21 protein-coding genes are annotated in these 26,702 nt (G+C 73.3%); 9 read left to right on the plus strand and 12 right to left on the minus strand.

The genetic code is table 11. From position 1 onward, the window contains the following. Nucleotides 1-31: 31 nt before the first annotated feature. Entirely contained in the window at nucleotides 32-796 is a 765-nt protein-coding gene (locus tag ABZW17_RS11170; RefSeq protein WP_354812087.1) for a hypothetical protein, read from the minus strand. A 156-nt stretch (nucleotides 797-952) separates the two neighbouring features. Then, nucleotides 953-1,786, minus strand: a complete 834-nt coding sequence (locus ABZW17_RS11175; protein ID WP_354812089.1) for a Bax inhibitor-1/YccA family protein — start codon at nucleotides 1,784-1,786, stop codon at nucleotides 953-955. Nucleotides 1,787-2,101: 315 nt separating this feature from the next. Between ABZW17_RS11175 and ABZW17_RS11180 the strand changes: the two genes are divergently transcribed. The 4 genes from ABZW17_RS11180 to ABZW17_RS11195 all read left to right on the plus strand — a co-directional run bounded on the left by ABZW17_RS11180 (nucleotide 2,102) and on the right by ABZW17_RS11195 (nucleotide 7,732). Then, nucleotides 2,102-3,571, plus strand: a complete 1,470-nt coding sequence (locus tag ABZW17_RS11180; protein ID WP_354812091.1) for a hypothetical protein — start codon at nucleotides 2,102-2,104, stop codon at nucleotides 3,569-3,571. A 4-nt stretch (nucleotides 3,572-3,575) separates the two neighbouring features. Next, nucleotides 3,576-4,376, plus strand: a complete 801-nt coding sequence (locus tag ABZW17_RS11185; RefSeq protein ID WP_354812093.1) for a class F sortase — start codon at nucleotides 3,576-3,578, stop codon at nucleotides 4,374-4,376. A 101-nt stretch (nucleotides 4,377-4,477) separates the two neighbouring features. Beyond that, nucleotides 4,478-6,472: an SDR family oxidoreductase gene (locus ABZW17_RS11190; RefSeq protein WP_354812095.1), complete on the plus strand. Its 1,995-nt coding sequence runs from the start codon at nucleotides 4,478-4,480 to the stop codon at nucleotides 6,470-6,472. A gap of 105 nt (nucleotides 6,473-6,577) precedes the next feature. Beyond that, nucleotides 6,578-7,732, plus strand: a complete 1,155-nt coding sequence (locus tag ABZW17_RS11195) for a cell division protein DivIVA (RefSeq protein WP_354812097.1) — start codon at nucleotides 6,578-6,580, stop codon at nucleotides 7,730-7,732. Between the two features lie 6 nt (nucleotides 7,733-7,738). Here ABZW17_RS11195 and ABZW17_RS11200 read toward each other — a convergent pair whose 3' ends face one another. The 4 genes from ABZW17_RS11200 to ABZW17_RS11215 are packed head-to-tail and all read right to left on the minus strand — an operon-like array spanning nucleotide 7,739 to nucleotide 10,250. Then, the gene (locus ABZW17_RS11200) at nucleotides 7,739-9,064 is read right to left on the minus strand and encodes an amidase family protein (RefSeq protein ID WP_354812099.1); all 1,326 of its coding nucleotides are present in this window, start codon (nucleotides 9,062-9,064) and stop codon (nucleotides 7,739-7,741) included. A gap of 49 nt (nucleotides 9,065-9,113) precedes the next feature. Continuing rightward, on the minus strand, nucleotides 9,114-9,716 hold the full coding sequence (locus tag ABZW17_RS11205) for a response regulator transcription factor (RefSeq protein WP_354812101.1): 603 nt from the start codon (nucleotides 9,714-9,716) through the stop codon (nucleotides 9,114-9,116). A gap of 46 nt (nucleotides 9,717-9,762) precedes the next feature. Beyond that, entirely contained in the window at nucleotides 9,763-10,008 is a 246-nt protein-coding gene (locus tag ABZW17_RS11210) for a hypothetical protein (protein WP_354812103.1), read from the minus strand. Next, nucleotides 10,005-10,250, minus strand: a complete 246-nt coding sequence (locus ABZW17_RS11215) for a WXG100 family type VII secretion target (protein ID WP_354812105.1) — start codon at nucleotides 10,248-10,250, stop codon at nucleotides 10,005-10,007. Before ABZW17_RS11215 ends, ABZW17_RS11210 begins: the two co-directional genes overlap by 4 nt. Nucleotides 10,251-10,423: 173 nt before the next feature. Between ABZW17_RS11215 and ABZW17_RS11220 the strand changes: the two genes are divergently transcribed. Together ABZW17_RS11220 and ABZW17_RS11225 are read left to right on the plus strand one after the other, a co-directional pair. Continuing rightward, nucleotides 10,424-13,669 carry a BTAD domain-containing putative transcriptional regulator gene (locus ABZW17_RS11220; RefSeq protein ID WP_354812107.1) on the plus strand — a complete coding sequence of 1,082 codons (3,246 nt, stop codon included), beginning with the start codon at nucleotides 10,424-10,426 and terminating at the stop codon, nucleotides 13,667-13,669. A 173-nt stretch (nucleotides 13,670-13,842) separates the two neighbouring features. Continuing rightward, entirely contained in the window at nucleotides 13,843-17,469 is a 3,627-nt protein-coding gene (locus ABZW17_RS11225; protein ID WP_354812109.1) for a BTAD domain-containing putative transcriptional regulator, read from the plus strand. Here ABZW17_RS11225 and ABZW17_RS11230 read toward each other — a convergent pair. Genes ABZW17_RS11230 through ABZW17_RS11250 form a run of 5 tightly spaced genes read right to left on the minus strand, consistent with a single transcriptional unit; the run spans nucleotide 17,428 to nucleotide 22,402 of the window. Next, complete coding sequence (locus tag ABZW17_RS11230; protein WP_354812111.1) at nucleotides 17,428-18,825, minus strand: GH1 family beta-glucosidase; 1,398 nt, start codon at nucleotides 18,823-18,825, stop codon at nucleotides 17,428-17,430. The genes ABZW17_RS11225 and ABZW17_RS11230 overlap by 42 nt on opposite strands. Continuing rightward, nucleotides 18,822-19,646 (minus strand): carbohydrate ABC transporter permease, encoded by an 825-nt coding sequence (locus tag ABZW17_RS11235; RefSeq protein ID WP_354812113.1) that lies wholly within the window; start codon nucleotides 19,644-19,646, stop codon nucleotides 18,822-18,824. Before ABZW17_RS11235 ends, ABZW17_RS11230 begins: the two co-directional genes overlap by 4 nt. After that, nucleotides 19,643-20,548: a sugar ABC transporter permease gene (locus ABZW17_RS11240; protein ID WP_354812115.1), complete on the minus strand. Its 906-nt coding sequence runs from the start codon at nucleotides 20,546-20,548 to the stop codon at nucleotides 19,643-19,645. The genes ABZW17_RS11235 and ABZW17_RS11240 overlap by 4 nt, the downstream gene beginning before the upstream one ends. A 6-nt stretch (nucleotides 20,549-20,554) precedes the next feature. Then, on the minus strand, nucleotides 20,555-21,814 hold the full coding sequence (locus ABZW17_RS11245) for an extracellular solute-binding protein (RefSeq protein ID WP_354812117.1): 1,260 nt from the start codon (nucleotides 21,812-21,814) through the stop codon (nucleotides 20,555-20,557). Nucleotides 21,815-21,823: 9 nt separating this feature from the next. Beyond that, entirely contained in the window at nucleotides 21,824-22,402 is a 579-nt protein-coding gene (locus ABZW17_RS11250) for a LuxR C-terminal-related transcriptional regulator (RefSeq protein WP_354812119.1), read from the minus strand. Between the two features lie 151 nt (nucleotides 22,403-22,553). On the opposite strand from ABZW17_RS11250, the gene ABZW17_RS11255 reads away from it, so the two are divergent. From ABZW17_RS11255 to ABZW17_RS11265, 3 genes are all read left to right on the plus strand, one after another. After that, on the plus strand, nucleotides 22,554-23,735 hold the full coding sequence (locus ABZW17_RS11255; RefSeq protein ID WP_354812121.1) for a glycoside hydrolase family 3 N-terminal domain-containing protein: 1,182 nt from the start codon (nucleotides 22,554-22,556) through the stop codon (nucleotides 23,733-23,735). A 241-nt stretch (nucleotides 23,736-23,976) separates the two neighbouring features. Next, nucleotides 23,977-24,846 carry an oxidoreductase gene (locus ABZW17_RS11260; RefSeq protein WP_354812123.1) on the plus strand — a complete coding sequence of 290 codons (870 nt, stop codon included), beginning with the start codon at nucleotides 23,977-23,979 and terminating at the stop codon, nucleotides 24,844-24,846. 44 nt (nucleotides 24,847-24,890) lie between these two features. Next, entirely contained in the window at nucleotides 24,891-25,298 is a 408-nt protein-coding gene (locus ABZW17_RS11265) for a hypothetical protein (RefSeq protein WP_285986212.1), read from the plus strand. Here ABZW17_RS11265 and ABZW17_RS11270 read toward each other — a convergent pair. After that, nucleotides 25,276-26,625, minus strand: coding sequence for an MFS transporter (locus ABZW17_RS11270; RefSeq protein WP_354812125.1), 1,350 nt, complete (start codon nucleotides 26,623-26,625; stop codon nucleotides 25,276-25,278). The genes ABZW17_RS11265 and ABZW17_RS11270 overlap by 23 nt on opposite strands. Between the last annotated feature and the right edge of the window lie 77 nt (nucleotides 26,626-26,702).

The following is a 26,702-nucleotide window of genomic DNA, read 5'->3' on the forward strand; positions in this document are numbered from 1 at the left end:
GCTCGGCGAGGGGGCCTTTTCGATGTCGTGGTTACTCGTTCGTCTTGACGCACATCGTCGTGGCCGGCTCCGGGTACACCGCGACGCGCGTGGCGTCGGTGCCCTCGCAGACGTTCTTGTCGGCCTGGCCCGTGACGACCTTGACGAGCTCGCCGTCCTTGGTCGGGTCGCTGCACGGGACCTTCAGGTAGCCCTTGGTCTGGGACGTGAAGTTCGCCAGGCAGTCGCCCTGCTTCGCGTTGATCATCAGGCACAGCTTGTACGAGCTGCGGCCGCTGACCGAGTAGGTGTCGTAGCCGGCGCCGGAGCCGCCGGGGCAGTCGTCGGAGGCGCTTTCGAGCTTCTTGGCGATCTTGACGTTCGCCTTCGGGTCGTTGCAGTCGGCCTTCGCCGGGTCGTCGCCGCCCTGGGTGAACTCGGTGATGGTGAGGCAGTCACCGGCGTTCGAGGTGGCCGGCGACTTCATGAAGTTCACGATCCCGATCACGGCCACCGCGATCACCACGACGGCGATGATGCCGCCCACGATCAGACCCTTGGCCTTCGAGCGCTTCGGCGGGGCCGGCGGCGCGGGCGGGAAGCCCGGCTGGCCCGCCGGGAACTGCCCGGGCGGGAACTGGCCGGGCGGCGGGCCGAACTGGCCCGGCTGGCCCTGCGGCGCCTGGCCGTACTGACCCGGCTGCTGCTGGCCGTACGGCGGCTGCGGCTGCTGCGGCTGGCCGCCCGGCGGCGGACCGTAGGGATCGGGCTGACCCACCGGCTGCTGGCCCCCGGGGGCCGGAGGGGGAACGCTCACTGTGAACCTCACACATGTGAAGAGAAGAACCGACCGGCACATCAAACACGCAGGGTGAGCACGGTCCGCAGCGGGGTCCACAAATGCACGAATTACCTACAGAAAAGGCGCCCCGCCGATTACGGAGCGCCTTCACTGCGGGACTGTGAGCCAGGGTTACTCCCGGAAGTACGAGAGCAGCCGCAGGATTTCGAGGTACAGCCAGACCAGCGTCGTCATCAGGCCGAACGCGGTGTACCACGCCCACTTCGACGGCATGCCCTCGCGGATCATCCGGTCCGCCTGGTCGAAGTCGAGCAGGAAGCTGAAGGCCGCGATGCCGATGCAGACGAGGCTGAAGATGATGGCCATCGTGCCGCCGCCGCGGAGCGGGTTGAAGCCGAAGGCGAACGTGCTGATCAGGTTGAACAGCATCAGGATGGCGACACCGACGGTGGCGCCGACGATCCACTTGGTCAGCTTCGGCGTGACCTTCACCGCGCCGGTCTTGTAGACCACCAGCATGCCGATGAACACACCCGCGGTGCCGACGATGGCCTGCAGCGCGATGCCCTGGTAGATCGCCTCGAACACCCCGCTCAGCGCGCCGAGGAACAGGCCTTCGGCCGCCGAGTACGTCAGCGTCAGGGCGCCGCTCGGCTTCTGGCGGAAGATGATCACCAGCGAGATGACGAGCCCGACGACGAGGCCGGCGAGCATCGCGCCGAGGAGCGCGCCGGAGATCCGGCCCGTCTCCTCGATCTGAACCCGCGCCCAGATGGCCGTGATCACCCCGACGAGCAGCGCGACGCCGAGGGACATGCCCGTCTTGACGACGACGTCGTCGACGGTCATCGGGCGATCGCCCTCGCCGGAGGCGGCCCGGCCGGGGCCGTACCCGGGCACGCCGCCCTGGGGTTGCTCGAAGCCCACCGGGGGGCCGTACTGCCCGTACGTCTGGGTTCCGCCACCGGGCAGGTTGCGGAACGCCGGGTTGCTACTGGAACGCACCTGATCCTCCTGGATCTGCTGCTTCGTTTTTCGTGCTGCATCGGGTTCAACGACAGCCGGGGACCAGCGGTTCCCGCCGAGTAAAGACGACTTTACCCGGCGGCACCCCGGTGACCTCGATCGACACGGTAAGCGACGAAGGTCACGACCGTTCGGCGACAGCCACCCGAAGAGCGGTACACAGTTTTGCCGCGTGGCGCAACGCTCACCTGGCGTGCCCGGATCATCACCGAACGCGCGTCGGGGACTTGATCAGTCGTGTGACCTGCAGAGACGCCGTGCGATGCCGCGCGTCCAACGAAGGAGCATTGACACATGGGGTGGTCATCACGCCCGCGCGCGGCCGCTCGCGCGCTCACCGGCCTCGTGGCCGCGGCCCTGCTCGCCACGCTGTCCGCGACCGCCGGCGCACCCGTCGCCTCGGCCGCGAGCCAGGAGGGCATCGGGCACCGCGTCGGCGGCCAGGCCGGCGACGCCGGGAAAACGGTGTGGCTCGGGTCGTACGTCGTCGGCGGGCAGCAGGTGTTCTGCGTGAGCTTCCTGCTCAAGGCGCCGGACACCGACGAGCAGTACAAGCCCGGCGACGAGCTGCTCACCAAGTGGGGCACGAAACTGCCCGCCGACCAGGCCGCGAACATCTCGTACCTGCTGCTGCGCTACGGCGACACCAAGAACCCGGACGAGGCGACCGCGCTCGCCCACCTGCTGCACTCGTGGACCGCGGCGCCGCGCACCCCGGCCGACCTCGACCCGAGCCTGCCGCCCGCCAAGATCGCCTACGACGCGCCCGGGCACCTCGCCTACATGCGCGGAAACGACCTCGGGGCGGCGGCCGACGCCGTCGAGCGGCTGCGGACGGACGCCGAAACCAACCGCGGGCCGTGGACCGCTTCGGTGACCGCGCCGAAGGGCGACCAGCACCTCGGCGAAGCGGCCGAGTGGACCGCGACCGTGAAGAACGCCCACGGCAAGGGCGTCCCGGGCGTCGAGGTGAAGCTGACGGCGACCGCCGCCACCCTCGACGGCGGGAAGGCGGACAGCGCCGCGGGCAACGCGAGCCCGCAGGCCGCCGCGAAGGACGTCACGCTGAAGACCGGCGCCGACGGCACCGTGACGGTGAAGCTGACCCCGACCGGCGACCAGCCGAAGCTGGCGGCCTCGCTGAAGGCGCCGGCCGACCGGCCCTACGTCCGGCTGCCGATCGACACCGCGAAGCAGCGCGTCGTCTCCACCGGCGGCGAGAAGGAGCTGACCGCCCAGGGCGTCGTCAACGTCGCCAAGCCCGGCAAGGTCCAGGTGACCAAGACGGACGCGACCACCGGCCAGGGCGTCGGCGGCGCCGTGCTGCGGATCACCGGCGCCGACCGGACGTCGGCCGCGCTGGGGCAGGACGGCAAGCCGCTCACCGGGGCCGACGGCAAGCCCGCCGTCGTCACCACCGACGGCAAGACCGGCGGGGTGACGGTCGAGGGCCTCCGCGCCCCGCAGGAGATCTGCGTCGTCGAGGCGAGCCCGCCGCCGGGTTACACGAACGCCTACGACCCGCAGAACCCGCCTTCGGCCTGCGGCACCGTGAAACCGGGCGAGACGCTGGCCCTGACCGTGTCGAACAAGCCCAACGAAGTCCCGCGGGCGATCCCGGCCGGCGACCAGCCGGTCGCCCTGGCGCACGGCGTGGTCGAGACGCGCTATTCCGTACCGGGCCTCCTGGCCGGGCTCGGCCTGCTCGTGCTGCTGGCGGCCGGGCTGATCGGGTTCGCCGCGCGGCGGGCGTCCCGGCGGTAACGGCGTGGCGAAGCACGACGGCTGGCGGGGCGAGGACTGGTTCGTCGACGAGTGGCACCGGGGCATCGGCTGGGCGGTCGCCGACGACGAGCCTCCCCGGCGGCCGGATCCGCCCGCGGCGCGGCCGGGACGGGGCCGGCTGCTCGCCGGCTTCGCCCTCGGCGTGGCGGCGGTGCTGGCGGTGCAGTTCGGCTACCCGGTGGTCACCGCGGCGCCGGTGGCCGTCGTGACCGGCACGGCGCTGCCCGCCGCGGGCGCGGCCGGAGCCGCGGCCCCGGTGCCGTCCCCGTCCCCGACGGCCACCGCTCCCGCGGCTCCGGCGGCGCAGACGCCGTCGCCGGCCGCGCCACCGCCGTCCCCGCCGCCGCAGCGGCCGAACACCCTCCGGTTGCCCGCCGGCGGGACGGCGACGCTGGTGCGCACCGACCTCGGCCCGGGCGGCGAGCTGCCGGTGCCCACGGACCTCGGGCAGGCGACCTGGTGGGGCGCCGCCCTCGACGCGGCGGGCGGGGCGAGCGTCTTCGCCGGCCACGTGAACTGGCGGGGCGCGACCGGGCCGTTCGCCGAGCTGTGGAACGCCAGGATCGGGGCCGAAGTGACCATTGTGGACACCGCGGGCAAGACGTGGCGGTACCGGATCTCGCAGCTGGTCACCGTGCACAAGAGCGACCTGCCGGCCCGCGCGGACTACCTGTTCGGCCCGTCCGGCCCGCACCGCGTGGTGCTGGTGACCTGCGGCGGCCGCTGGGTGGGCGGCGCGGACGGCTACGAGGAGAACCGCGTCGTCACCGCGGAGGCCGAATAAGTTACTCGTGGGTAACATCACGTTTCGACACGGTGGTCACCGCTCTCGCCATGCAGCAGAATGCCCAGGGTCAGGGCTGCGGAGCGAGAGGTGTGAGTGAGATGGCGACGTTCTTGGTGACCGGGGCGACCGGACTGATCGGGCGTCACTTCACCCGGTTGCTCCTCTCCCGCCCCGACGACGACCGCGTCGCCCTCGTCGTGCGCGCGTCCTCGCGGGCCAAGCTGGCCGCACTGGTCGACCAGTGGCCGCACTCCGACCGCGTCACGCTCGTCACCGGCGACCTCGGCGAGCCGCTGCTCGGCGTGTCCGAAGCGGACCGCGAGCAGCTGCGCGGCAGCGTCGACCACATCGTGCACCTGGCCGCCCTCTACGACCTCACCGCCGACGACGAAGCCAGCGTCAAGGCCAATGTGGACGGCACGCGGGCCGTCGTCGACCTCGCCGCGGACCTGCGCGCGGCCTGCCTGCACCACGTGTCGTCGGTGGCCGTCGCGGGCGACCACGAAGGCGTGTTCACCGAGGAGATGTTCGACGCCGGGCAGCGGCTGGTCACGCCGTACCACCGGACGAAGTTCGAGGCCGAGAAGATCGTCCGCGAGCAGGACCGGGTGCCGTGGCGGGTGTACCGGCCCGCCGTCGTCGTCGGGCACTCCGAGACCGGCGAGATGGACAAGATCGACGGCCCGTACTACCTCTTCCCGGCGATCAACCGGCTCTCCGGGCTGCCGGACGTGCTGCCGGTCGTCGGCCCGGACCTCGGCGACACCAACATCGTGCCGGTCGACTACGTCGCCAAGGCGCTGCTGGAGCTGGTGGTCAAGCCGGGGCTCGACGGGCACGCGTTCCACCTGGTCAACCCCGAGCCGCAGCCGGTCGTCTCGGTGTACAACGCCTTCGCGCGGGCCGCGGGCGCGCCGACGATCACCGTGCAGCTGGGCTCGGGCATCTCGAAGCGGATCGTCGGGCTGGTCAAGCTCACCGAGCACATCCCCGGCGTCACCATCGCGCGGGACGCCGTGATGGAGCGGTTCGGCATCCCGCCGGTGCTGCTCGACACGATGGCGTTCCCGTCGGTGTTCTCTTCGGCCGAGACGCGCAAGGCGCTGGCCGGCAGCGTGGACGTCCCCCGGCTGGAGGAGTACGCGCCGACGCTGTGGCGCTACTGGCGCGAGCACCTCGACCCGTTCCGCGCGCGCAAGCACGGCCCGCGCGGCGAGCTCGACGGCCGCCGCGTGATCATCACCGGCGCGTCCTCGGGCATCGGCCGGGCGACGGCGCTGAAGGTCGCGGCGGCGGGCGGCATCCCGCTGCTCGTGGCGCGCCGCCAGCACGAGCTGGAGGAGGTCCGCGACGAGATCGTCGCCGCCGGCGGCACGGCGTCGGTGTACCCGGCGGACCTGACCGACGAGGACTCGGTGCGCAAGGCCGTCGACGCGATGCTGGCCGAGCACGGCCGGATCGACATGCTGGTCAACAACGCCGGCCGGTCGATCCGCCGGTCGATCAAGCTGTCCTACGACCGGATGCACGACTACGAGCGCGCGATGGCGATCAACTACTTCGGCGCGGTCCGGCTGATCCTCGCGGTGCTGCCGCACATGTCGGAGCGCAAGTTCGGGCACATCGTGAACGTGTCCTCGATCGGTGTGCAGGGCATCGCGCCGCGCTTCTCGGCGTACGCGGCGTCGAAGGCGGCGCTGGACTACTTCTCGCGGATCGCGGCGACCGAGACGCACGGCGACGGGATCACGTTCACCACCATCCACATGCCGCTGGTGCGCACGCCGATGATCCGGCCGACGAAGATCTACGACGCGTTCCCGACGAAGTCGCCGGAACAGGCCGCGGACATGGTGCTGAAGGCCCTGGTCGAGCGGCCCAAGCACATCGGGACGCCGGCCGGGCAGGCGATCGGGCTGGCCTACACGCTCACGCCGGGCCTCACCGACGCCGTCGCGTACCAGGGTTTCCGGATCTTCCCGGATTCGACCGCGGCGGGCGGTTCGGGCGAGCTGAAGATCGGGCGTGGCGAGAAACACCTGTCCCGTGCGGCGATGGCGCTGGCGCGGCTTTCGCGCGGGTTCCACTGGTGACTGAGGGTTCTCGGGGTACGGCCATTCCGGCGACACGGCGACACGTGTTGGTGATTCGTTAAGCCGGACGGCGGAGGCGGCGGGTGCCCGGGTACGGTCGGGCGCATGGTTCCTGAGCGCGACCCCGCCGCAACCGCCCTCAACGGCCTCCTCCCCCTCCGTCGTGAGTACACCCAGGCCTGGCACGGCTTCGACCGCAACGAGGTGCGGCAGTACCTCGACCACATCGAAGGCCAGCTGCGCCGGGTGCTCGGCGAGCGCGACGCCGCGGTGGCGCAGGCCGCCGCCGCGACCCGCGAGGCGGAAACCGCCCGGCAGCAGGTCGCCTCGCTCGAGAGCCGCGTCGAGGAGCTGAAGAAACCGCCGGAGCGGCTCGAGGACCTCGACGAGCGGATGCAGCGCACGGTCACGCTCGCGCAGGCCCGCGCGGACGAGATCATCAAGCGCGCCGAGGCCGCCGCGGAGAAGACGTGGGCGGGCTCGACGGAGGCGTCGACGAAGCTGCGTGAGCGCTACACGAAGCTGGTCGCGGAGCTGGACAAGCAGGCCGACCTGCTGCACTCGGAGCACGAGAACGCGCTTTCCGAGACGCGCGCGGAGGTCCAGCGGCTGACCGTCGAGGCGGCCCAGCGGCGCGAGCTGCTGGACAACGAGGCCGAGCGCAAGCGGCGGAAGCTGGAGCGCGAGTTCGAGGCGTCGATGGCGGCCCAGCGGGCGACGCTGGAGAAGCACGTGGCGGACCAGCGCACGGCGAGCAAGAACCAGGCCGAGCGCCGGATCGCGGAGGCGACGGCGGAGGCCAAGCGCCGCCTCGACGAGGCCACGGCGGAGGCCAGGCGGCGCCTGGACGAGGCGACGACCCAGGCGGCCCAGCGCACGACGGCGGCCAACCGCAAGGTCGAGCGCCTGGCGGAGATCCGCGAGCAGGCGCGCAAGAGCCTGGCGATGGCGGAGGACATCCTCAACCGCAGCGAGACGCAGCTGGCGACCCTGCCGGAGGAGGCGGTGATCCCGCAGGCGTCGAAGCTGGTGGGCGGCGACACCGACGAGTCGGCGACGACGCCGGCCGCGCCCGTGGTCCCGGTGGTCCAGCCGTCGGTGCCGAAGCCGGCTCCGAAGCCCGCACCGAAACCGGCTGCGGCCCCGAAGGCGGCCCCCCAGGCGGCGAAGCCGGCGAATTCGAACGGCCCGGCGACCAAGCCGGCGAACGGGAACGGCGCGAAGCCGCTTTCGCCCGCGGCGGGCAAGCCGGGGTCCTGAGAGCTTTCAGCTGCGGGCCGTCCGGGGCCAGGGGTTGGCCTTCTCCAGCTGGGCCGCCAGGCCCAGCAGCATCTGCTCCTCCCCCGGACGGGCCACCAGCTGCGCCGACGTCGGCAACCCCGACACCGCCGAGCGGCCCATCGGGACCGTGATCGCCGGATAACCCGCGAAGTTCCACTGTCCCGTGAAACCCGCCAAGCGCGTCGACGGCAGCACGTTCGACAGCCACCCCCGCTCGTGCCAGCGGCCCGCCTTCACCGGCCAGTGCGACAGCGTCGGCGTCAGCAGGACGTCGTACTCCCTGAAGAACTCCTCCGCGCGCGAGACCCACGCGTCCCGGGTGCGCGAGCGGATCAGGCCCGCCCGCTCCACCAGCCGCCCGGCTCGGACGTGCGCCCGGGTTCGCTTCTGCAGACCCGCGAAGGCGAAGTCGCGGGCCTGCTGCGCCGGGCCCGCCAGCCAGCGGGCCGTCATGCCCAGGACCATCGTCGCCGGGTAGCGCGGGGCCGCCGATGTCACCGTGTGGCCCTGGGCCGCCAGCAGGCCCGCCGCCGTCGAGACCGCCGCCGTCAGCTCCTTCGGGACCGGTGAGTGCAGCAACGGCACCGTCGTCGACGTGCCGATGCGGACCGGCGACGGCGAAGGCACCGACGCCAGGTCAGGCGAGTCCGCCAGGACCGACAACAACAACGCCGTGTCGGCGACCGTCGTCGCCAGGGGGCCGTGGACCGACATGCCGAACCAGCCGCCTTCGCGCAGCAGGTCCGCGCCCGGCTTCAGGCCGACCAGGCCGCACATCGCCGCCGGGAGGCGGACCGAGCCCATTCCGTCGGACCCGTGGGCCAGCGGGACCAGGCCCGCCGCCACCGCCGCCGCGCTGCCGCCCGACGAGCCGCCCGAGGCGTACGTCGGGTCCCACGGGTTGCGGGCTATCCCGTCCGGGGTGTCGCTCATCGGCCAGATGCACAGCTCCGGGACCCGCGTCAGACCGACGAGCACGGCGCCCGCCGCACGCAGCCGCGCCGCGATCACGCCGTCCGCACCCGCCGGCGCCGACGGCCCCGCCTTCGAACCGTGCGTCGCGTGCTCGCCGGCGATCTCCGTGACGTCCTTGACCGCGACCGGCACCCCGGCCAGCGGCAGCGACGCCAGATCCGGCCGCGCGGCGACCTCCGCGGCCTCCTTCAGCGCCTCCTCGGCGCGCACCCGCCGGAAGGCGCCGACCACGCCGTCCGCCGCCGCGATCCGCTCCAGCGCTTCCTCGGTCACCCGCACCGGATCGAGCTTCCCGGCCCGGACGGACGCCGCGATCTCCACTGCCGTGAGCACCATGATCGCCGACCCTAGCCCACGAAAAGGTGGCAGTGGCAAAGAAAGCGTCTCAGATTGCGCCCGCTCGCAAGGCGTAGGCGACGGCATGAGCGCGGTTGTTCAGGCCGCAGCGCGTCATCAGGCCGTAGAGGACGTTCTTCACGGTCCGCTCGGAGTAACACAGCTTCGCCGCGATCTCCTCCGTCCCGAACCCCTCGGCGACCAGCCGCAGGACGTCGCATTCGCGGGCCGCGAGCCCGGACAGCGTCAGCCCGTTGGGTTCCAGGACGTCCTTGCGCATCCGCTGCACCTGCGCCAGCAGCGCGCCCTGCAGCCGCGGCGGCAGGTTCGCCGTGCCGTCACCCGCCGCGAGCACCGCCGTGACCAGCTCGGCGCCGCCCGTCTCGCGGCGCGGCAGCACCGCCACCACGCCGCACTCCAGCGCCGCCATCAGGTCGCTCTCGCGGAAGTGTTCGACCACCAGCACCACGTGGGACGCCTTGGCCGCGCTGATCTCGCCCAGTACGGCCTCCGTGACGTGGTCCTCCATCACCAGCAGCACGTCCGGCACCAGGTCGGTCAGCCGGAGGTCCGGGTGCGCGTCCAGCAGGCTCACCGCGCCGGCGTGCGTGATCGGGTCCGAGGCGAGGACGCTCACTTCGACGGGCTTCATGCCCGCAGTGTGGCCGGGACGTCTTCACGCCGTCCCTATTCCGTCTTCACGCGCGTGAAGACAGCTCCCCGAACGCCGCCCGCGCCCGCTCCAGGCAGCCCGGCATGCGCTCGGCCGCGCGGGCCCAGTCGCGCCGGGCACGCAGGTACTCCTCCCGCGCCTCGGGCGTCCAGCCGGCCAGCTCCGGCTCGACCCGGGCCTCCAGGTCGGCGAGCAGCTCGGCCAGCTCCCCGGTGATGACGCCCATCCGGTCCAGCACCAGGTCGGCGAAGCCGAACTCGAGCCGGGTCACGGCAGCCGCGGCCGCGGCATCGGGCCGCCGGTCGTCTCCAGCAGCTGCGCCAGCCGCGAGAGGATCACGTCGTACTCCTGCTCCCAGTCGCGCATCGCCTGGCCGAACCGCACCGACGCCTCCCCGCGCCACGACGCCTGCGCCACCGCCATCTCGCTGTTGACGTCGCGAAGGCGGGAACGGGCCGCTTCGAGGGCGTGGGCGAAGCCGGCGGCGGCCCGCTGCATGTCTTCGGTCGGCATGCGGAGCTCCTCTCGGGCCTTCCGAGGGTGGCGCACCGCGGGGGCGGCGCGGAACCCCGCCCGCCTGCCCTTGCCCGAATGTCCGCCATCCTTGCCTGCCGGTTCACGCCTTCCGCGTATGCTCACGGCAGGCATCCGGCGCGTGACGGTTCGTCGCGCACGAAGGGAGACCGATGTCGGCCGCGGACGGCTCCGCACCGAGACTCCAGCTGCTGGGCCCGATGAAGGCGTTCCGGGGCGACACGGAGCTCGACCTCGGCTCCGCCCACCGGCGGACGGTCCTCGCCGCTCTGGCGATGCACCCGAACCGCACGGTCTCGCGCGAGGAGCTGATCGACGCCGTCTGGGGCGAAGCGCCGCCGCAGAGCGCGCAAGGCTCCATCTACACCTACGTCTCCGGGCTGCGGCGCGCGCTCGAACCCGGCCGCGCCAAGGGCGAGGGTCCGCAGCTGCTCGCGTCGATCGGTTCCGGCTACTCGCTGCGCCTGGACGCCGAAGCCATCGACGTCCACCGCTTCGAAGCCCTGCGGGAGCAGGCGCAACGCCGGCAGTCGGCGGGCGACCTCCGCGGCGCGCGTGAAGCGCTCGACGAGGCCCTGGGGCTCTGGCACGGCGTTCCGCTGTCCGGCCTGCCCGGGCCGTTCGCCGCCGCCCAGCGCGCGCGGCTGACCGAGGTGCGGCTGGCGACCGTCGAGCGGCGCGCCGAAGTCGTGCTGGACTCCGGCGGGCACGCCGAACTGGTCGCCGAACTGACCGCGCTGACCCGCGAGCACCCGTTCCGCGAAACGTTGCGCGGGCTGCTCATGCGCGCCCTGGTCCGGGCCGACCGGCGGACCGAGGCGATCGCGGTGTACGCCGACGTCCGCGACCGGCTCGTCGAGGCGTCGGGCACCGAACCCGGCCCGGCCCTGCGGCGGCTGCACGACGAAATGCTGGAGAAACCCGCGGCGCCGCCCCCGAAACCGCCGCAGCCGCCGCGGCCGGCGCGGTTCCCGGCCGCGGCGCTGCCGGAGCGTGCGGACATCTTCGTCGGGCGCGAGGCCGAGCTGGCCCGGCTGCGGGAAGCCGTCGACGGCCTCGGGGCCGGGGTGGGCCGGTCGGTGTGGCTCGAAGGCGAGCCGGGCAGCGGCCGGACGGCGCTGCTCGCCGAACTGCTCGCCATGGCCCAGGACCACCACCCCGCCTTCGCCGCCGCGGACGCGCTGGACCAGCGGTTCTCCCTGCGGCCGTTGCTCGACGCGCTGGGCGTGCACCCGCGCGCCACCGACGAGCGCCGGGCCGCGCTCGCCGCGCAGTCCGGCGAGGACCCGGTCGACGGCGTGCTCGGGCTCGTCCGCGAGCTGTGCGCGGACGGGCCGCTGGTGCTGGTGGTCGACGACCTGCACTGGGCGGACGATGCCACCTTGCGCGTCTGGCGCTACCTGAGCCGCGAAACGCGGCAGCTGCCGCTGCTGCTCGTCGGCGCCTGCCGCCCGGTGCCACGGCCGGCCGCGCTCGACGATCTGCGTGCCGAGCTCGACAACGATGACATCACCCTGCTCGCGCTGCCGCCGCTGGCCGAGCCGGCCGCCCGCGAGCTGGCCACCGAGCTGGTCGGCGCGCCGCCCGGGCCGGGGCTGCAGCTGCTGGTGTCCTACGCGGCCGGAAACCCGCGCTACGTCCGGGAAATCGTCGAGACACTGCTCGCGCAGGCGATGATCGTGCTCGACGGCGTCCACGCGCACCTGGACGGCAATTCGTGCCAGAGCATCCCGTCGCCGCTGGGCTCGCGGATCACGATGTACCTGAACTTCCTCTCCAGCGGGACCCGAGACACCCTGCGCTGGGCCGCGCTGCTGGGCGCGGAGTTCTCCCTGGCGGACATCGCCGTCGCCACCGAACGGCCGCCGACGGCGCTGGTCGGCGCGGTGGACGAGGCGATCGCGTCCGGGGTGCTCGTCGAGTCGGGTGACCGGCTGGCGTTCCGGCACCCGCTGGTGCGCCGCGTGCTCTACGAAAAGACGCCCGCGGCGATGCGGGTCGCGCTGCACCGGCAGCTGGCCGAGGCGTTCGCGGCCGCGGGCGTGCCCGCCGACCGCGTCGCCGGGCAGCTCGCCGCCGCGCCCGCGCAGGTGGACCCGTGGGTGACCGGGTGGCTGCTGGAGCACATCGGCACGGTCGCCACCGAAACCCCGCGCGTCGCCGTGGACCTGCTGCGCCACGCCGTCACCCAGGGCACGCTGCCGCCGGACGCGCGGGAGACGCTGACCGCGACGCTGGCCCGGCTGCTGTTCTGGCTGGGCCGGGAACCCGAGGCCGAGGCGCGTTCGGTGGTCGCGCGGACGTCCGACAGCCGGCGCGCGGCCGAGATGCGCTGGATCCTGGCCTACGTCTACTACCGCCGCGGCGACTTTTCCGAGGCGACCGCCGAGCTCAAGCGGACCCTCGACGACGCCGACGTCCCGGAGATGTGGCGCGGGCGGCACGAGTCGCTGCTGGCCACGCTCGAGAAGCTCGGCGAAGAGACGGCGCTGGCCCCGGCCGGGCTGCACCCGCTGGACGACGCGGCGCTGGCCGTGCCGAACCTGAACAGCCTCGACGAAGCCGCCGAGCCGCTCGACGCCGCCCGGCGGATCGCCGCGACCCGCGCGGTGCCGGGCGAGATGCACCTGGCCGGTGCGGTGCACTACTACTGGCTGGGCCGCTGGCCCGCCGCGCTGGCCGAGCTGGACGCGGTGATCCGCGACGGCGCGGAAACCGCGTCCTACGTGCTGCGCAGCCCGGGCTCGGCGCTGCTGGTGCACGGCGTCGGCGCGTTGATCGCCGGCCACCGCGGCGAGCCGGCCCAGGCCCGCACGCACCTCGACGCGGCCGACCGGCAGCAGTGGCCACCGGGCCTCGAACCCGACGGCGGCGACTTCCTGCTGGCGGCCCGGGCGCTGCTGGCCGAGCAGGAGGGCCGGCCGGAGGCGGCGCTGGCGGCGTTGCTGCCCCTGCTGGAGGACAACTACCCCCCGGCGGCCCGCCACCAGTGGCTGCCGGACCTGGTCCGGATCGCGCTGTCCCTCGGCGACGGGCCGCGGGTGCAGGAGGCGGTGCGCCTGCTGGAGCCGCAGGGCGAGGTACCGCCGGCCCACGCCGCGGCGGCGGCGCACTGCCGCGGCCTGGTTTCCGGCGACCCCGAGCCGGTCCTGACGGCGGCCGGCCACTACCGCGCGGCGGGCCGCCTGCTCAAGGAGGCGAAGGCCACGGAGGACGCGGCGATCCTGCTGGCGGAGTCGGGCGAGTTGACGCAGGCCCGCACGGCGTTCCGGGCGGCGCTGACGGCGTACACGGGGATGGGCGCGGTGTGGGACGTCCGGCGCGCGGAGGCGCGGATGCAGCCGTTCGGGATCCGGCGGGCGCACCCGGTGCGGTCGCGGGCCGTCGCGGGGGAATGACCCGGCGGCTTCGCGCCGGGGTGCTGGGTCCGCGCGGGTTTCGCGGATCTGGGTTGCACACGCAACCTCGGTGGGGGTTGCCACGTCGGTAAGGTCACCGGAGTAGCCGGTAGCGAGATGTCCCTGGGGGAACGGGGTCTGGGACGCGAAGTCCCAGAGGGGACGGCAACGACATGCCAGCGGAAGACCCCGGCCTGCGGGTGGGCGTGCTCGGCCCGCTGCGGGCCTGGCGCGGGGCGGCCGAAATCGGTCTCGGCCCCGCCCGTCAGCGTGCCGTCTTCGCCGTGCTCGCCGTCAACGCCGGCCGTCCCGTCCCCCGGGCCGAGCTGATCGCCGGCGTCTGGGGTGATTCCGCGCCCGCGAGCGTCGAAGGCAGCGTGCACACCTACGTTTCCGGGCTGCGGCGGGCCCTCGAACCGGACCGGTCGCGCTGGTCCGCCGCCAGTGTGCTGGTCTCCGATCCGGCCGGGTATTCGCTGCTGCTCGGCGAGGACGCGCTCGACGCGGCCCTGTTCGAGCGGCACCGCGAACGCGCCCGGCAGCACCTCGACCAGGGGGATCCGCGGGCCGCCGTCACCGAACTCGACGCCGCGCTCGCGCTCTGGCAGGGCGAGGCGCTGTCCGGCGTGCCCGGCGGGTTCGCCGAACGGCACCGCGAATACCTCGCCGAACTGCGGCTGGACACCCTGGAGCGGCGGGCCGAAGCCCTGCTGGCCCTCGGCGGGCACCTCGATCTCGCGCCGGAGCTGGCCGTGCTGGCGGGCGAACACCCGCTGCGCGAGTCGCTGCGGGAGTCGCTCATGCTCGCCCTCTACCGCAGCGGGCGGCCCGCCGACGCCCTCGACGTCTTCCGCAACGCCCGCGCCACGCTCGTCGCCGAGCTCGGCGTCGAGCCCGGCCCCGCGCTGCAACGGCTTCAGCGGCAGATCCTCGCCCAGGACCCGGCGCTCGACGCGCCCGCGGCGCCGGTCGTCGTCTCCGGGCACCGGTTGTTCGGCCGGGAAACCGAGACCGCGCGGCTCGCCGAGCTCGTCGCCGACGTCCGGGCCGGGCGCGGCCGGGCCGTCTGGATCGAAGGCGAGGCCGGGATCGGCAAGTCCGCGCTGCTCGCCGGCTCGCTGCCGGACGGGCCCGGCTTCCAGCGGCTCTGGGCCGCCGCCGACGAGCTGAGCACCCGGTTCCCGCTGCAGGTGGTGCTGGAGTGCCTGGCCATCGACGTGCACTCGCCCGACCCGCGGCGCGCGCGGGTGGCGGCGGAACTCGCCGGCGAAAGCCCGGTGCGGCGCAGCTGGGGCCCAGCCGACCCGGTACTCGGCGCCGTCGACCGGCTGCTGGCCCTGGTCGACGAGCTGTGCGCACAGGCGCCGCAGGTGCTGGTGCTCGACGACCTGCAGTGGGCGGACGAGGCGTCCGTGCTGGTCTGGCACCGGCTCTGCGCGGCGACCCGGCAGCTGCCGCTGCTGCTGGTGGCCGCGACCCGGCCGGCGCCCGACCGCGCCGAGCTCGCCCAGCTGCGCCGCGGCGTCCAGGCACGGGACGGGGTCGTCCTCGACCTCGCGCCGCTGACCGGCGACGACGTCGGGCGCCTGATCGAGGACCAGCTCGGGGCGCCGCCCGGGCCGGGGCTGCGCGAGCTGGCCGCCCGTGGCGCGGGAAACCCGTTGTACGTCAAGGAAATGGTGGACGTCCTGACGCGCGCCGGCGCGGTCGAGGTGAGCGGCGGCGAGGCCGACGTCGACGACCCGGCCGAGTTCGAGGCCCCGCGGTCGCTGGTCGCCGCGGTGGACCGGCGGCTGGACTTCCTGACCGCGCGGACGCAGGAGGTGCTGCGCTGGGGTGCGCTGCTGGGCATGGAGTTCGCCGTCGGCGACGTCGCCGCGGTGCTCGGCTCCCGGCCGTCGGACCTGCTGGAACCGCTCGAAGAAGCGGTGACGGCGAACGTGCTCATCGACACCGGGACGCAGCTGGCGTTCCGCCACCCGTTGCTGCGCCAGGCGTTGTACGACCGGCTGCTGGCGGGGACGAGGGCGGCGCTGCACCGGCAGGCCGCCGAGGCGCTCGCCGGGATCGGCGCGCCGGTGAAGCGCGTCGCCGAGCAGCTGGTGGCGGCACCGGCCACAGTGGACGAATGGGTGCTGGACTGGCTCGCCGCGCACCACGCCGCCGTGTCGACCCGGGCGCCGCTGATCGCCGTCGAACTGCTCGAACGCGCGCTGGCCGCGTGCACCGGCCCCGATCCGCGCCGGGAGACGCTGCTGGTGGCGCTGGTCAAGGTGCTGTTCCGGCTGGAACGCAGCCCGGAGGCCCTGGCGCGGCAGGCGCTCGACGTCGCCGTCGAACCGGACGCCGTCGAGGAGATGCGGCACGTGCTCGCGGCGCTGCGACATCGCCGCGGGGACACCGAAGGCGCCGTCGAGACGCTCGCCGCGTCGGTCGACGACCCGGCCGTGCCGGAGCTCTGGCGGGTCAAGCACCGGCAGCTGCTGGCCAACTTCCGCCGCGGCGATCTGTTCGATTTGGACAGTGCGGAGCGGACGGCGCACGAGACGAGAGCCCTCGCCGGGGGCGATCCCTACCTGACCGCGCACGCGCTGCAGTCGTTGTGGCTGGTGGATTCGGTGCGCCGCGAGCACGACCGCGCGCTCGGGCACATCGACGCGGCCATCGAGGCCGTCGGCGACGAGCACGAGCTGGCCGACCTGCACCTGGACCTGCTCGACAACCGCGTGTTCACGCTGCAGAACCTCGACCGGCTGGCCGAGGCGGGCGACGCCCTGCGGGCCGCGGGCGAAGTCGCCGCGCGGCACGCGCTGCCGGTCGGGCTGCAGGTGTCAGCGGCGGTGCACCGGTACTGGGAAGGCCGCTGGGACGAGGCCCTGGTCGAGCTGGACACAGTCATCGAGGACGGCCCGGCGATCACGTTCAACGGCCTTCGCGAACCGGGCCCGGCCGCGTTGCTGCTGCACGGCGTCGCGGCGCTGATCGCGGGCCGCCGCGACGACCGGGCCCAGGCGGCGGCCCACCTCGACGCGGCGGAGGAGTACGCCCCGGCCACCGGCGCCGAACGCGAGAGCTTCGACTTCCTGCTGGTCGCGGACGCCCTGGCGGCGGAGCAGCGCGGCGACCGCGTCCGCGCGATGGCCGTCCTCGAGCCGATCCTGAACCCGACGTACGCGCAGATGATGCTGCGGCACCAGTGGCTGCCGGCGTTCGTGCGGCTGGCGATGGAGCAGGACGACGTCGTCCGCGCGCGCCGGGCCCTGGCGGTGTGCGAGGAGGAGGCGGCGAAGGAGCGGCGTCCGGCGCGGGCGCACGCGGCGGCGTCGTGGTGCCGCGGGCTGATCGACGAGGACCCGGCCCCGGTGCTGGCGACCGCCGAGCACTTCCGCGCGGTCGGGCGCCGCCCGGAGCTGGCCGCGGCCTTGGAGGACGCGGCGGTGCTGCTGGCCCGCGCGGGCCGCCTGGACGTGGCGCACGCGGCGTTCGAGGAGGCCGCCGAGCTGTACACGGCGCTGGCGGCGCGCTGGGACCTGCGGCGGGCGGAAACGCGGCTGCGGCGCCTCGGGGTCCGCCGCGGTGCGCTGTTCTCCGCGATCCGCCCGGGCCACGGCTGGGAGTCGCTGACACCGATCGAGATCCGCATCGCCGGCCTGGTCGCGGAGGGCCGGTCGAACCCGGACATCGCGGCGGAGCTGTCGCTGCCGCGCCGGACGGTCCAGGCCCACGTGGCCCGGCTGCTGGGCAAGCTGGAGACGCCGTCACGCTCGGGCGTCGCCGACGCCGTCCGCCGGCGCACCTAGCGCGTTGGCCTTCGCGACCCGGCCGAGGAAGCGGCCCGACTCCTTGACCGTGCGTTGTTGCGTCTCGAAGTCGACGTGCACCAGGCCGAACCGTTGCGTGTACCCCATCGCCCACTCGAAGTTGTCCAGCAACGACCAGGCGAAGTAGCCGCGGACGTCGACGCCGGCCCGGATGGCGTCGTGGACCGCCTGCAGGTGCTCCATGAAGTAGTTCACCCGCGCCGCGTCGAACACGCGGCCGTCGACGACCTGGTCCACAAAGGACGCTCCGTTTTCGGCCACCACCAACGGCAGGCCGCCGGACCGGTCGTCGATCCAGCGCAGCAGATCGGTCAGGCTGCCCGGGGCCTGTTCCCAGCCGAACGCCGTCAACGGTCCCTTCGCGGGCAGCACGTCCATCCCCCGCAACGTCGGCAGCGGGCAGTTGCCCGGCGCGTGCGGGTCCTCGAGCGGCGTGACCCGGGCCGGGGCGTAGTAGTTCACGCCCAGCCAGCCGATCGGGGTCGCGATGACGTCGGTGTCGCCGTCGCGGACGGCCGCGGCGAACCGGCCGCCGTGGTGCTCGGCGTCGGCCAGGACGTCTTCCGGGTACCCCTTGCCCAGCACCGGGTCGAGGAAGAACCGGTTGTGGATGCCGTCGAACTTCCGGGCCGCTTCGCGGTGGGCCGGGGTGTCGCCGTCCGCGATCGCCGGGGCGAAGTTGAGGGCCAGCGAGAATTCGTGGCCCGGCCGCGCCTGCGCGGTGAGCGCCCGCGTCGCCAGACCGTGTCCGAGCAGCAGGTGGTGGGCCGCGACCAGCGCGGTGTCGTGGTCCTGGACGCCCGGCGCGTGCACGCCGCTGCCGTAGCCGAGGAAGGCCGCGCAGAACGGCTCGTTGATCGTCGTCCAGTGGCGCACGCGGTCGCCGAGCGCGGAGTGCACGACCGCCGCGTAGTCGGCGAACCGCGCGGCCGTGTCGCGCTCCGGCCAGCCGCCGGCGTCCTCCAGGGCCTGCGGCAGGTCCCAGTGGTAGAGCGTCAGCACCGGCACGACGTCCCGGCTCAGCAGTTCGTCGACCAGCCGGTCGTAGAAGGCGAGTCCGGCCGCGGACGGCGTCCGGCCGTCCGGCATCACCCGCGGCCAGGCGACCGAGAACCGGTAGGCGTTGAGGCCCAAGCCGGCCAGCAGGCCGATGTCCTCGGGGTAGCGGTGGTAGTGGTCGCAGGCGACGGCGCCGGTCGCGCCCCCGAGCACCTTGCCTTCGGTGGCCGCGAAGGTGTCCCAGACGGACGGTCCGCGGCCACCTTCGGTGACACCGCCCTCGACCTGGTAGGACGCCGTCGCCGCGCCCCACAGGAAGCCGGTCGGGAAGGTCATACCGGTGCCCCTCTCAGGATGCCCCGCACGATGTGGCGGCCCAGCAGCAGGAAGAGCGCGATGACGGGCACGACCGCGACGGTCGCGCCGGTGAGCATCAGCGCGTAGTCGGTGAAGTAGCCGCTGGCCAGCTGGGACAGGGCGACCTGCACGGTCGGCGTCTCGTTCGGGTCGAGGACCACCAGCGGCCAGAAGTAGTCGTTCCAGGTGGCCACGAACGTCAGCATCGCGAGCACCGCGGCCGGCGCGCGGAGCGCGGGCACGGCCACGTGCCGGTAGGTGCGCAGGACCGAGCAGCCGTCGACGGTCGCGGCGTCGACGAGGTCCGCGCTGATCGCGTTCTCGCACGCCTGCCGCATCCAGAACACGCTGAAGGCGCTGACCAGCGCCGGCACGATCACCGCTTCGAGCCGCCCGTACCAGCCGAGGTCGCCGACGACGAGGTACAGCGGGATGACCCCGAGCTGCGCCGGCACCATGGCCGAGCCGACGACCAGCAGGAACAGCGTGTTCCGGCCGCGGAACCGCAGGCGCGCGAAGGAAAACCCGGCGAGACTGGCGAGCACGACGTTGGCCACCGTGACGGTGGTCGCGACGATCAGCGAGTTCCCGATGGCCAGCCAGAAGTCGACGGTGTCGAACACGCGCCGGACGTTCTCGGCCAGGTGCCCGCCCGGCAGCAGGAGCGGCGACGTCTCCCCGATCGCCGAGTTGTCGCGCGTGGCGACGACGAACGACCAGTACAGCGGGAACACCGACGCGCCGAGCACCCCGGTCAGCACCGCGTACACCCAGCCGCCGGGCCGGCGCCGGGCCGTCACGCCGACCTCACGAACCGGCGCACCAGCCGGTAGTTGACCAGCGCGAACCCCGCGCAGATCACGAACATCACCCACGTCAGGGCGGCCGCGTAGCCGGCGTCCAGGTGCGTGAAACCCTTCTCGTACAGGTACATGACGAGCGTCTGGAACTGGCGGTCGTTGCCGCCCGTCCCGCCCGAACCGCCGGCGTCGAACAGCTGCGGCTCGGCGAACAGCTGCAGGCCGTTGACCGTGCCGGCGATGGCGGTGAAGGCCAGCGCCGGCCGGATGCCCGGCACGGTGATCGACCAGAACGTCCGCCACCGCGAGGCGCCGTCGAGCTCCGCGGCCTCGTACAGGTCGCCCGGGACGGCCTGCATCGCGGCCAGGTAGATCAGCGCGTTGTAGCCCGTCCAGCGCCAGAGCACCATGCTCGCGACGGCGAAGTGCGACGACCACGCCGTCGCCTGCCAGTTCACCGGCGCCACGCCGAACCAGCCGAGGACCTCGTTGACCACGCCGAAGTCGCGGCTGAACAGCTGCCCGAACACGAGCCCGACGGCGACGACGGAAACGACGTTCGGCAGCAGGATCCCGGTGCGCCACCAGGTCGCGGCGCGCAGCGGCCGGTCCAGCAGCGCCGCGATGCCCAGGGCCAGCAGGAACTCCGGCACCGCGGCGAGCAGGAAGATGCTCACGGTGTTGACGAGCGCGTTGTAGAAGTTCGGGTCGGTGAGCAGGGCGCCGTAGTTCGCGACGCCGAAGGAACCCCGGTCGCCTTCGAGGAGGTTCCAGTCGTGCAGCGAAACCCAGGCCGTGTACAGCAGCGGGAAGGCACCGAAGACGACGAAGAGCGCGAAGAAGGGCACGACGAGCAGCAACGGCGTGACTTTGCGGTCGAAACGGGCGAGCCGGTGCTGCACGCGCGGCTACTTCAGGACGGCTTGCGCCTGCTGGACGGCTTGCGCCCAGGCCTGGTCGACGTTCTTCTCGGTCCCGTCCTCGATCCGCCCCAGTGCCCGGCCGAACTCCGGCCGGACGTCGGCGTCCCGCAGGCCGCGGTAGTTCGGCCGCAGCTGGTCGGCCGAGACGGCGAAGATGCGCCCGATCGGCGCGTTGCCGAAGTACGGATCGGTGTGCGCGATGACCTGCGGATCTTCGTAGACGGCCGGTTCGCTGGGCAGGATGCCGTCGGACAGGAAGAGCTTCTTCTGCTGCTCCGGCGCGGTCAGCCAGCGGGCGAGCTCGTAAGCCTCCTTCGGGTGTTGGCTCTGCTTCGGGACGGTCAGGAACGAGCCGCCCTGGTTGCCGCTCCGGCCGGGCACGGCCGTGACGTCCCATTTGCCGCGGTTGCCGTCGCCGCCGGCTTCCTTGATCTGGCTGAGCATCCACGCCGGGCAGGCGACGGTGGCGAAGGAACCCTGTTTGATCGCCACGTTCCACGCCTGCGTGAAGGTGGTCGCCGCCGCGGTCTGTCCCTTCGCCGCGATACCGCCGGCGAGGAAGAAAGCACCGCGGACGCTCGGGTTGCGGTCGGCGATGAAGGAGTCGTCCCGCTGCGAGAAGTAGTTCTCGGGCGACTGGTTGAGCATCGCCGTGTAGACGGTGCCCGCCGAGTCGGCGAACTTCACGCCCGGTGTCCTGGCGGTGAACCGCTCCGCCGTGGCCGCGTAGGCATCCCAGTCCGGCAGCAGCTTCGCGACCTCGTCACGGTCGGTCGGCAGGCCCGCGGCCTGGAACAGGTCACGCCGGTAGCAGAGCGCGAGGCTGCCCATGTCGGTGCCGAGGCCCAGCACGAAGGCGCCGTCGGTGCCCTGCGCCCACTTCCACGGCACCCACTGGTGTTCGAGGTCGCGAGCGCCGTAGCCGGCGAGGTCGGTGAACTTGTCCTTCGCCTTCCGGTACTGCGGCATGTACTGCTCTTCGATCGCGACGACGTCGGCCGCGCCGTGCCCGGTGGCGAGCTGCGTCGCGAGCCCCTTGTGGTGGGTGTCGAAGTCGGTGACGCGGTTCTGCACGGTGATGTCCGGGTGCAGCTTCTCGTACTCGGCGATCAGCGGCGCGTACCCGAACTCGCCGAAGGTCGCGATGGTGAGCTTCGTCTTCCCCCCGGTGTCAGCCGGGCTGCAGGCGGCGAGCGGGATCAACGCGGCGACCACGATGGCGGTCCGGCGGGCGATCGTGCGCAACAGGCGTCCTCAGATCACACCGGCCCGCACGGCGTACGCGACCGCGTGCGGCCGGTTGCGCAGGTTGAGCCGGTTGGTCATGGCGTAGATGACGTTCTTCACGGTCCGTTCCGAGTAGCAGAGCTTGCCCGCGATCTCGGCAGTGTCCCAGCCTTCGGCCATCAGGCGAAGCACATCCACCTCGCGCGGCGTCAGCGCCGCGCCGCCGCCCTCGCCGGCCAGGGCCTCGACCTGCTCGCGCAGCGACGACGACCGGCCCCGGGCGGCCGCGAGCACGCTCGCGGTGAGCCGGTCGAGCGCGGTCCGCGGCAGCACGGCGGAGACGTGGCAGTCGGCGAGCAGGTTCACGTGCGCGGGGTCGACGTGCCCGGCGACCAGCACGATCGCGGCGGGCGACTCGGCGGCCGCGGCACGCAGCGCGGCGACGGCCTCCCGGTCGACCTCCCCGACGGCGAACACCAGCACGGCGGCCTCGCCCCGGCGGGCGCGTGGCAGGACCAGCAGCTCCGGGCGGGTCTTCAGGTGGTTGATCAGCCCGGTCAACGCGATCGGGTCGGACGCCCACGCCGCCACTCGCACCTGGTCCATCGAACCCTCCTCCGCGCACGCCGCTCCCTGACAGCGTCAGTCTGGTGAGGGCGCCTTCACGAAATCTCTAGGGCGGCCGAGGCCATTCTTCACGCCGTGAAGTTTGGCCGTCGACTACGGTCGGGAGGTACCCGGACGAGTGAAGGGACCGATGAACCGCCGACGTCTTGCCGCCTTCGGGGCGGCGTTCGCCATCGTGGCCGGGTGTTCCCTGGTCGTGGGCCTGCAACCGCGAACCCTTTCCGGGCTGGCCCTGCCCGTGGCCACCACACCACCGGCCTCGGTTCCCGCGGCTCCGGCGCCCGGCCCGTCCGTGCCCACCTCCCGGCTCGCCCGGCCGGGCGACTGCGCCTCCGTGGTGAACGGCCTCGACGCCCGCGGCCAGGTCGCCCAGCTGGTGGTCGTGGGCGTCTCCGGCGACGACCCGGCGGCCACGGTGGCCCTCGTGCGCGACCACCAGGTCGGCGGGATCTTCATCGGCGGTAACGCAACAGCGTTGTTGAAAGACCGCGCGCTCGCCGCCGTCCAGGGCGCGGCCAAGGTGCCGGTGGCGGTGGCGGTCGACGAGGAAGGCGGCCGCGTCCAGCGCATCGACGACCTCGACGGCGATCTCCCGTCGGCCCGGACGATGGCCGCGACGAAGTCGCCGGAGGAGGTTCGCGCACTGGCCGCCGAGCGCGGCCGCCAGCTGCGCGCCCGCGGGGTGACGGTGGACTTCGCCCCGGACACCGACGTCACGGACGCGCCGGACGACGACGTGATCGGCGACCGGTCGTTCAGCCCGGATCCGGTGCGGGTGCGGACCTACGCGACCGCGTTCGCGGCCGGGCTGCGCGACGCCGGTGTCCAGCCCGTGCTGAAGCACTTCCCGGGCCACGGCCACGGCTCGGGCGACTCGCACAAGGGCACGGTGGTCACGCCGCCGCTCGCGCAGCTGCGGGCGGTCGACCTCGTGCCGTACCGCGACCTGGCCGGCTACGGCCCGGTCGGGGTGATGATGGGCCACCTCGACGTGCCGGACCTCACCGGCGGGATCCCGGCTTCCCTGTCTCCGGCCGCGTACACCTTGCTGCGCGACGAATTCGCCTTCACCGGGCCGGTGGTGACCGACGATCTCGGGGCGATGAAGGCGATCACGGCCCAGTATGCGCTGCCGGACGCGGTCCTGAAGGCGTTGCAGGCCGGCGCGGACCAGGCGCTGTGGTCCTCCGGGGGCCGGGTGGACGAGGTGCTCGACCGCCTGGTGAAGGCGGTGCAGGCCGGGGAACTGCCCCCGGACCGGGTGCAGGAGTCGGTGGCGCGGGTGTTGCGGGGCAAGGGTCTCTGCGGTTGAGGTCGGCATGCGGTGATCTCCTTTCGCGGTCACCTGAACGACGCTACCGAACAGACGTGCGAAAGATCATCACTGAACCGGGTGAAAGCCCGGCGGAGATTTCCGTTGCGGCGCAAGGGAATCGATGTGAGCAGGCCCCCGATTTCCAGCTTACCGGAGGGCACCGACAAAACCGGTTGGCGCGAACAGCCGGGCCGCCGCGCCTAGACTTCCGTGGAGGCACCCCGGAGCAAGGAGCAGCATGGCGAACCTCGGTGGCACGTACTCCCTCGGCGGCGAACTCCCCGTGACCCGGATGGGTTACGGCGCCATGCAGCTGGCCGGTCCCGGGGTCTGGGGGCCGCCGCGGGACCACGACGCCGCCGTCGCCGTGCTGCGGGAGGCCGTCGAACGCGGGGTCACCCACCTCGACACCAGCGACTACTACGGGCCCCACACCGTGAACGCGCTGATCAAGGAGGCCCTGCACCCGTACCCCGACTCGCTCGTGATCGTGACGAAGGTCGGGGCGCGGCGGAGCGCGGACAAGGGCTGGCCGGCCGCCCTCTCGGCCGAAGACCTCACCCAGGCTGTGCACGACAACCTGCGCAACCTCGGCGTCGACGCGCTCGACGTCGTCAACCTGCGGCTCAGCGACGCCTCGGGCGGCTACCCGGTCGAAATGTCGCTCGCCGAACCGTTCGGCGTGCTCGCCGATCTCCAGCAGCAGGGGCTGATCCGGCACCTCGGCGTCAGCCACGTCACCGCCGAACAGCTCGACGAAGCGAAGGCGATCGCGCCCGTCGTCTGCGTGCAGAACCAGTACAACCTGGCCCACCGCGAAAGCGACGACCTGGTCGGCAAGTGCGCCGCCGAAGGGATCGCCTTCGTGCCGTACTTCCCGCTCGGCGGGTTCAGCCCGCTGCAGTCGGGGCTGCTCGACGACTGCGCCACCCGGCTCGGTGCCACGCCGATGCAGGTCGCGCTGGCCTGGCTGCTGCAGCGGTCGCCGTCGATGCTGCTCATCCCCGGCACGTCGTCGACGGCGCACCTGCGCGAGAACCTCGCCGCCGCCGAACTCGAACTGCCCGCGGACGTTCTCGCGGATCTCGACCGGATCGGTGCCGCCTGATCGCTACGCTGAGCGCTCGGACAGGCACGAGGACGGAGTCGAGCGTGGCGGAGTGGGGCGACCTGGTCGCGTACATCAGGCAGGCGTACCGGGTGGTGCGCGACGAGCCGGACGAACTGCGCATCCGCCTGGTGTTCGGCGACGACCCCGACACCGAGCAGCGGGCGCAGATCGTGGTGATCGCCCGCGAGATCCTCGACCAGCGCGAGGACTGGGTCCAGATCGCCACGCCGTTCGCCCGGCACGAGGAGGTCGACCTCCTCGAGGTGTTGACCGAGGTGGGCGAGGCGATCGTGGTCGGCGGGATCGCGGTGATGGGCGAGCACGTCGTGCTCCGCCACTCGCTGCCGCTGATCAACCTGGACATCAACGAGTTCATCGACCCGCTCGAGCTGGTCGCCGGCGCGGCCGAGCTGCTGGAGCAGCAGTTCACCGGCCGCGACGACTACTGAACGAGCCGGGCGTCGCCCCGGGCCGGTGGTTGAGGGGCACCACCGCCACCGCGGCGGCCACGGCGAGCGCGGCCCCCAGGCCGAGCGCCGCGGCCGCCGTGCCGGTGCCCAGGTAGAGGCCACCGAGGAGGGCGACGCCGAGCGTGCCGCCGAGCTGCTGCACCGCGTTGAGCAGCCCGGCGGCCGAACCCGTCTCGGACGGGCGGACCCGGTCGAGGGCGGCCGTGAAGAACGGCACCGTGAACGTCCCCATCCCGAGCCCGCACAGCGCCAGCGCCCACGGGTACGCGCCCGCCCCCGCGGCCAGGGCGGCGAGGAGGCCCGCCGTCAGCAGGGCGAGGCCGGCGAACATCACGCGGGCGCCGAACTTCGGCACCAGGCGGGCGCCGGCGACGTACGACGACACCGCGAGGCCGGCCGAGAGGGGCAGCAGCGTCAGGCCCGCGGTGCGGACGTCGGCGCCCAGCCCCAGCTGGAGCTGCATCGGCACCACCTGCATCAGGCCCGTCATCACCGCGAAGAACAGCAGCGATCCGGCCAGCGCGGCCGGGAACCCGCGGTGGGCGAACAGGCTCGGCTCGACCAGCGGCGCCGCCGCGCGGCGCTGGTGGAGGCCGAACACGGCCAGCAGGGCCGCCCCGGCCGCGAGCAGGCCCCAGTTCGTCCCGGCCGGGTCGATCAGCGGGTAGACGAGCAGCCCGGCGCCGGCGACGACGAGCGTCGTGCCGACGAGGTCGAGGCGGGGGCGGGTGGCGGCCCGGTCCTCCCGCAGCAGGCGCGCGGCGAGGAGCACCGCCAGCCCGAGCGGGACGTTCACCAGGAACGCCGCCCGCCACGACAGCGACTGCGTCAGCAGGCCGCCGAGCAGCGGCCCGGTGACCGCGGACAGGCCCATCACCGGCCCGATGGTGCCGAGGGCCTTCGCGCGCTCGTCGCCGTCGAAGAGGGCGCGGATCAGGCCGATGGTCTGCGGGATGATCAGTGCGGCCGCCGCGCCCTGCACCGCGCGCGCCCCGATCAGCGGCCCGGCGCCCGGGGCGGCCGCGCAGGCCAGCGACGCGAGCACGAAGCCCGCCACGCCGATCCGGAGCGTCCTGGCCCGGCCGAAGACGTCGCCGAGCCGGCCGCCGGTGATGAGGAAGGCGGCGAACGGCAGCGTGTAGGCGGCGCTGAACCAGGGGACGTCGGCGGCCGGGCCGGGCAGCTCGGCGTGGATCGCGGGGCCGGCGACCTGGACGATCGTCGCGTCGAGGAGGTTCATCGCCTCGGCGACGAGCAGCACGGCCAGTGCGGCCCAGCGCCGCCGGTGACGCGTCATGGTGGGCACGGGTGGCTCCTTTCGTTTCGCTGCCCACCCTGATGGCCTGCCCGGCCCTTGTTCCAGCTGTCGGCATTCGATAGCGG

Origin of the sequence: Amycolatopsis sp. NPDC004625 (assembly GCF_040609695.1) — a bacterium.
Taxonomy (GTDB): domain Bacteria; phylum Actinomycetota; class Actinomycetes; order Mycobacteriales; family Pseudonocardiaceae; genus Amycolatopsis.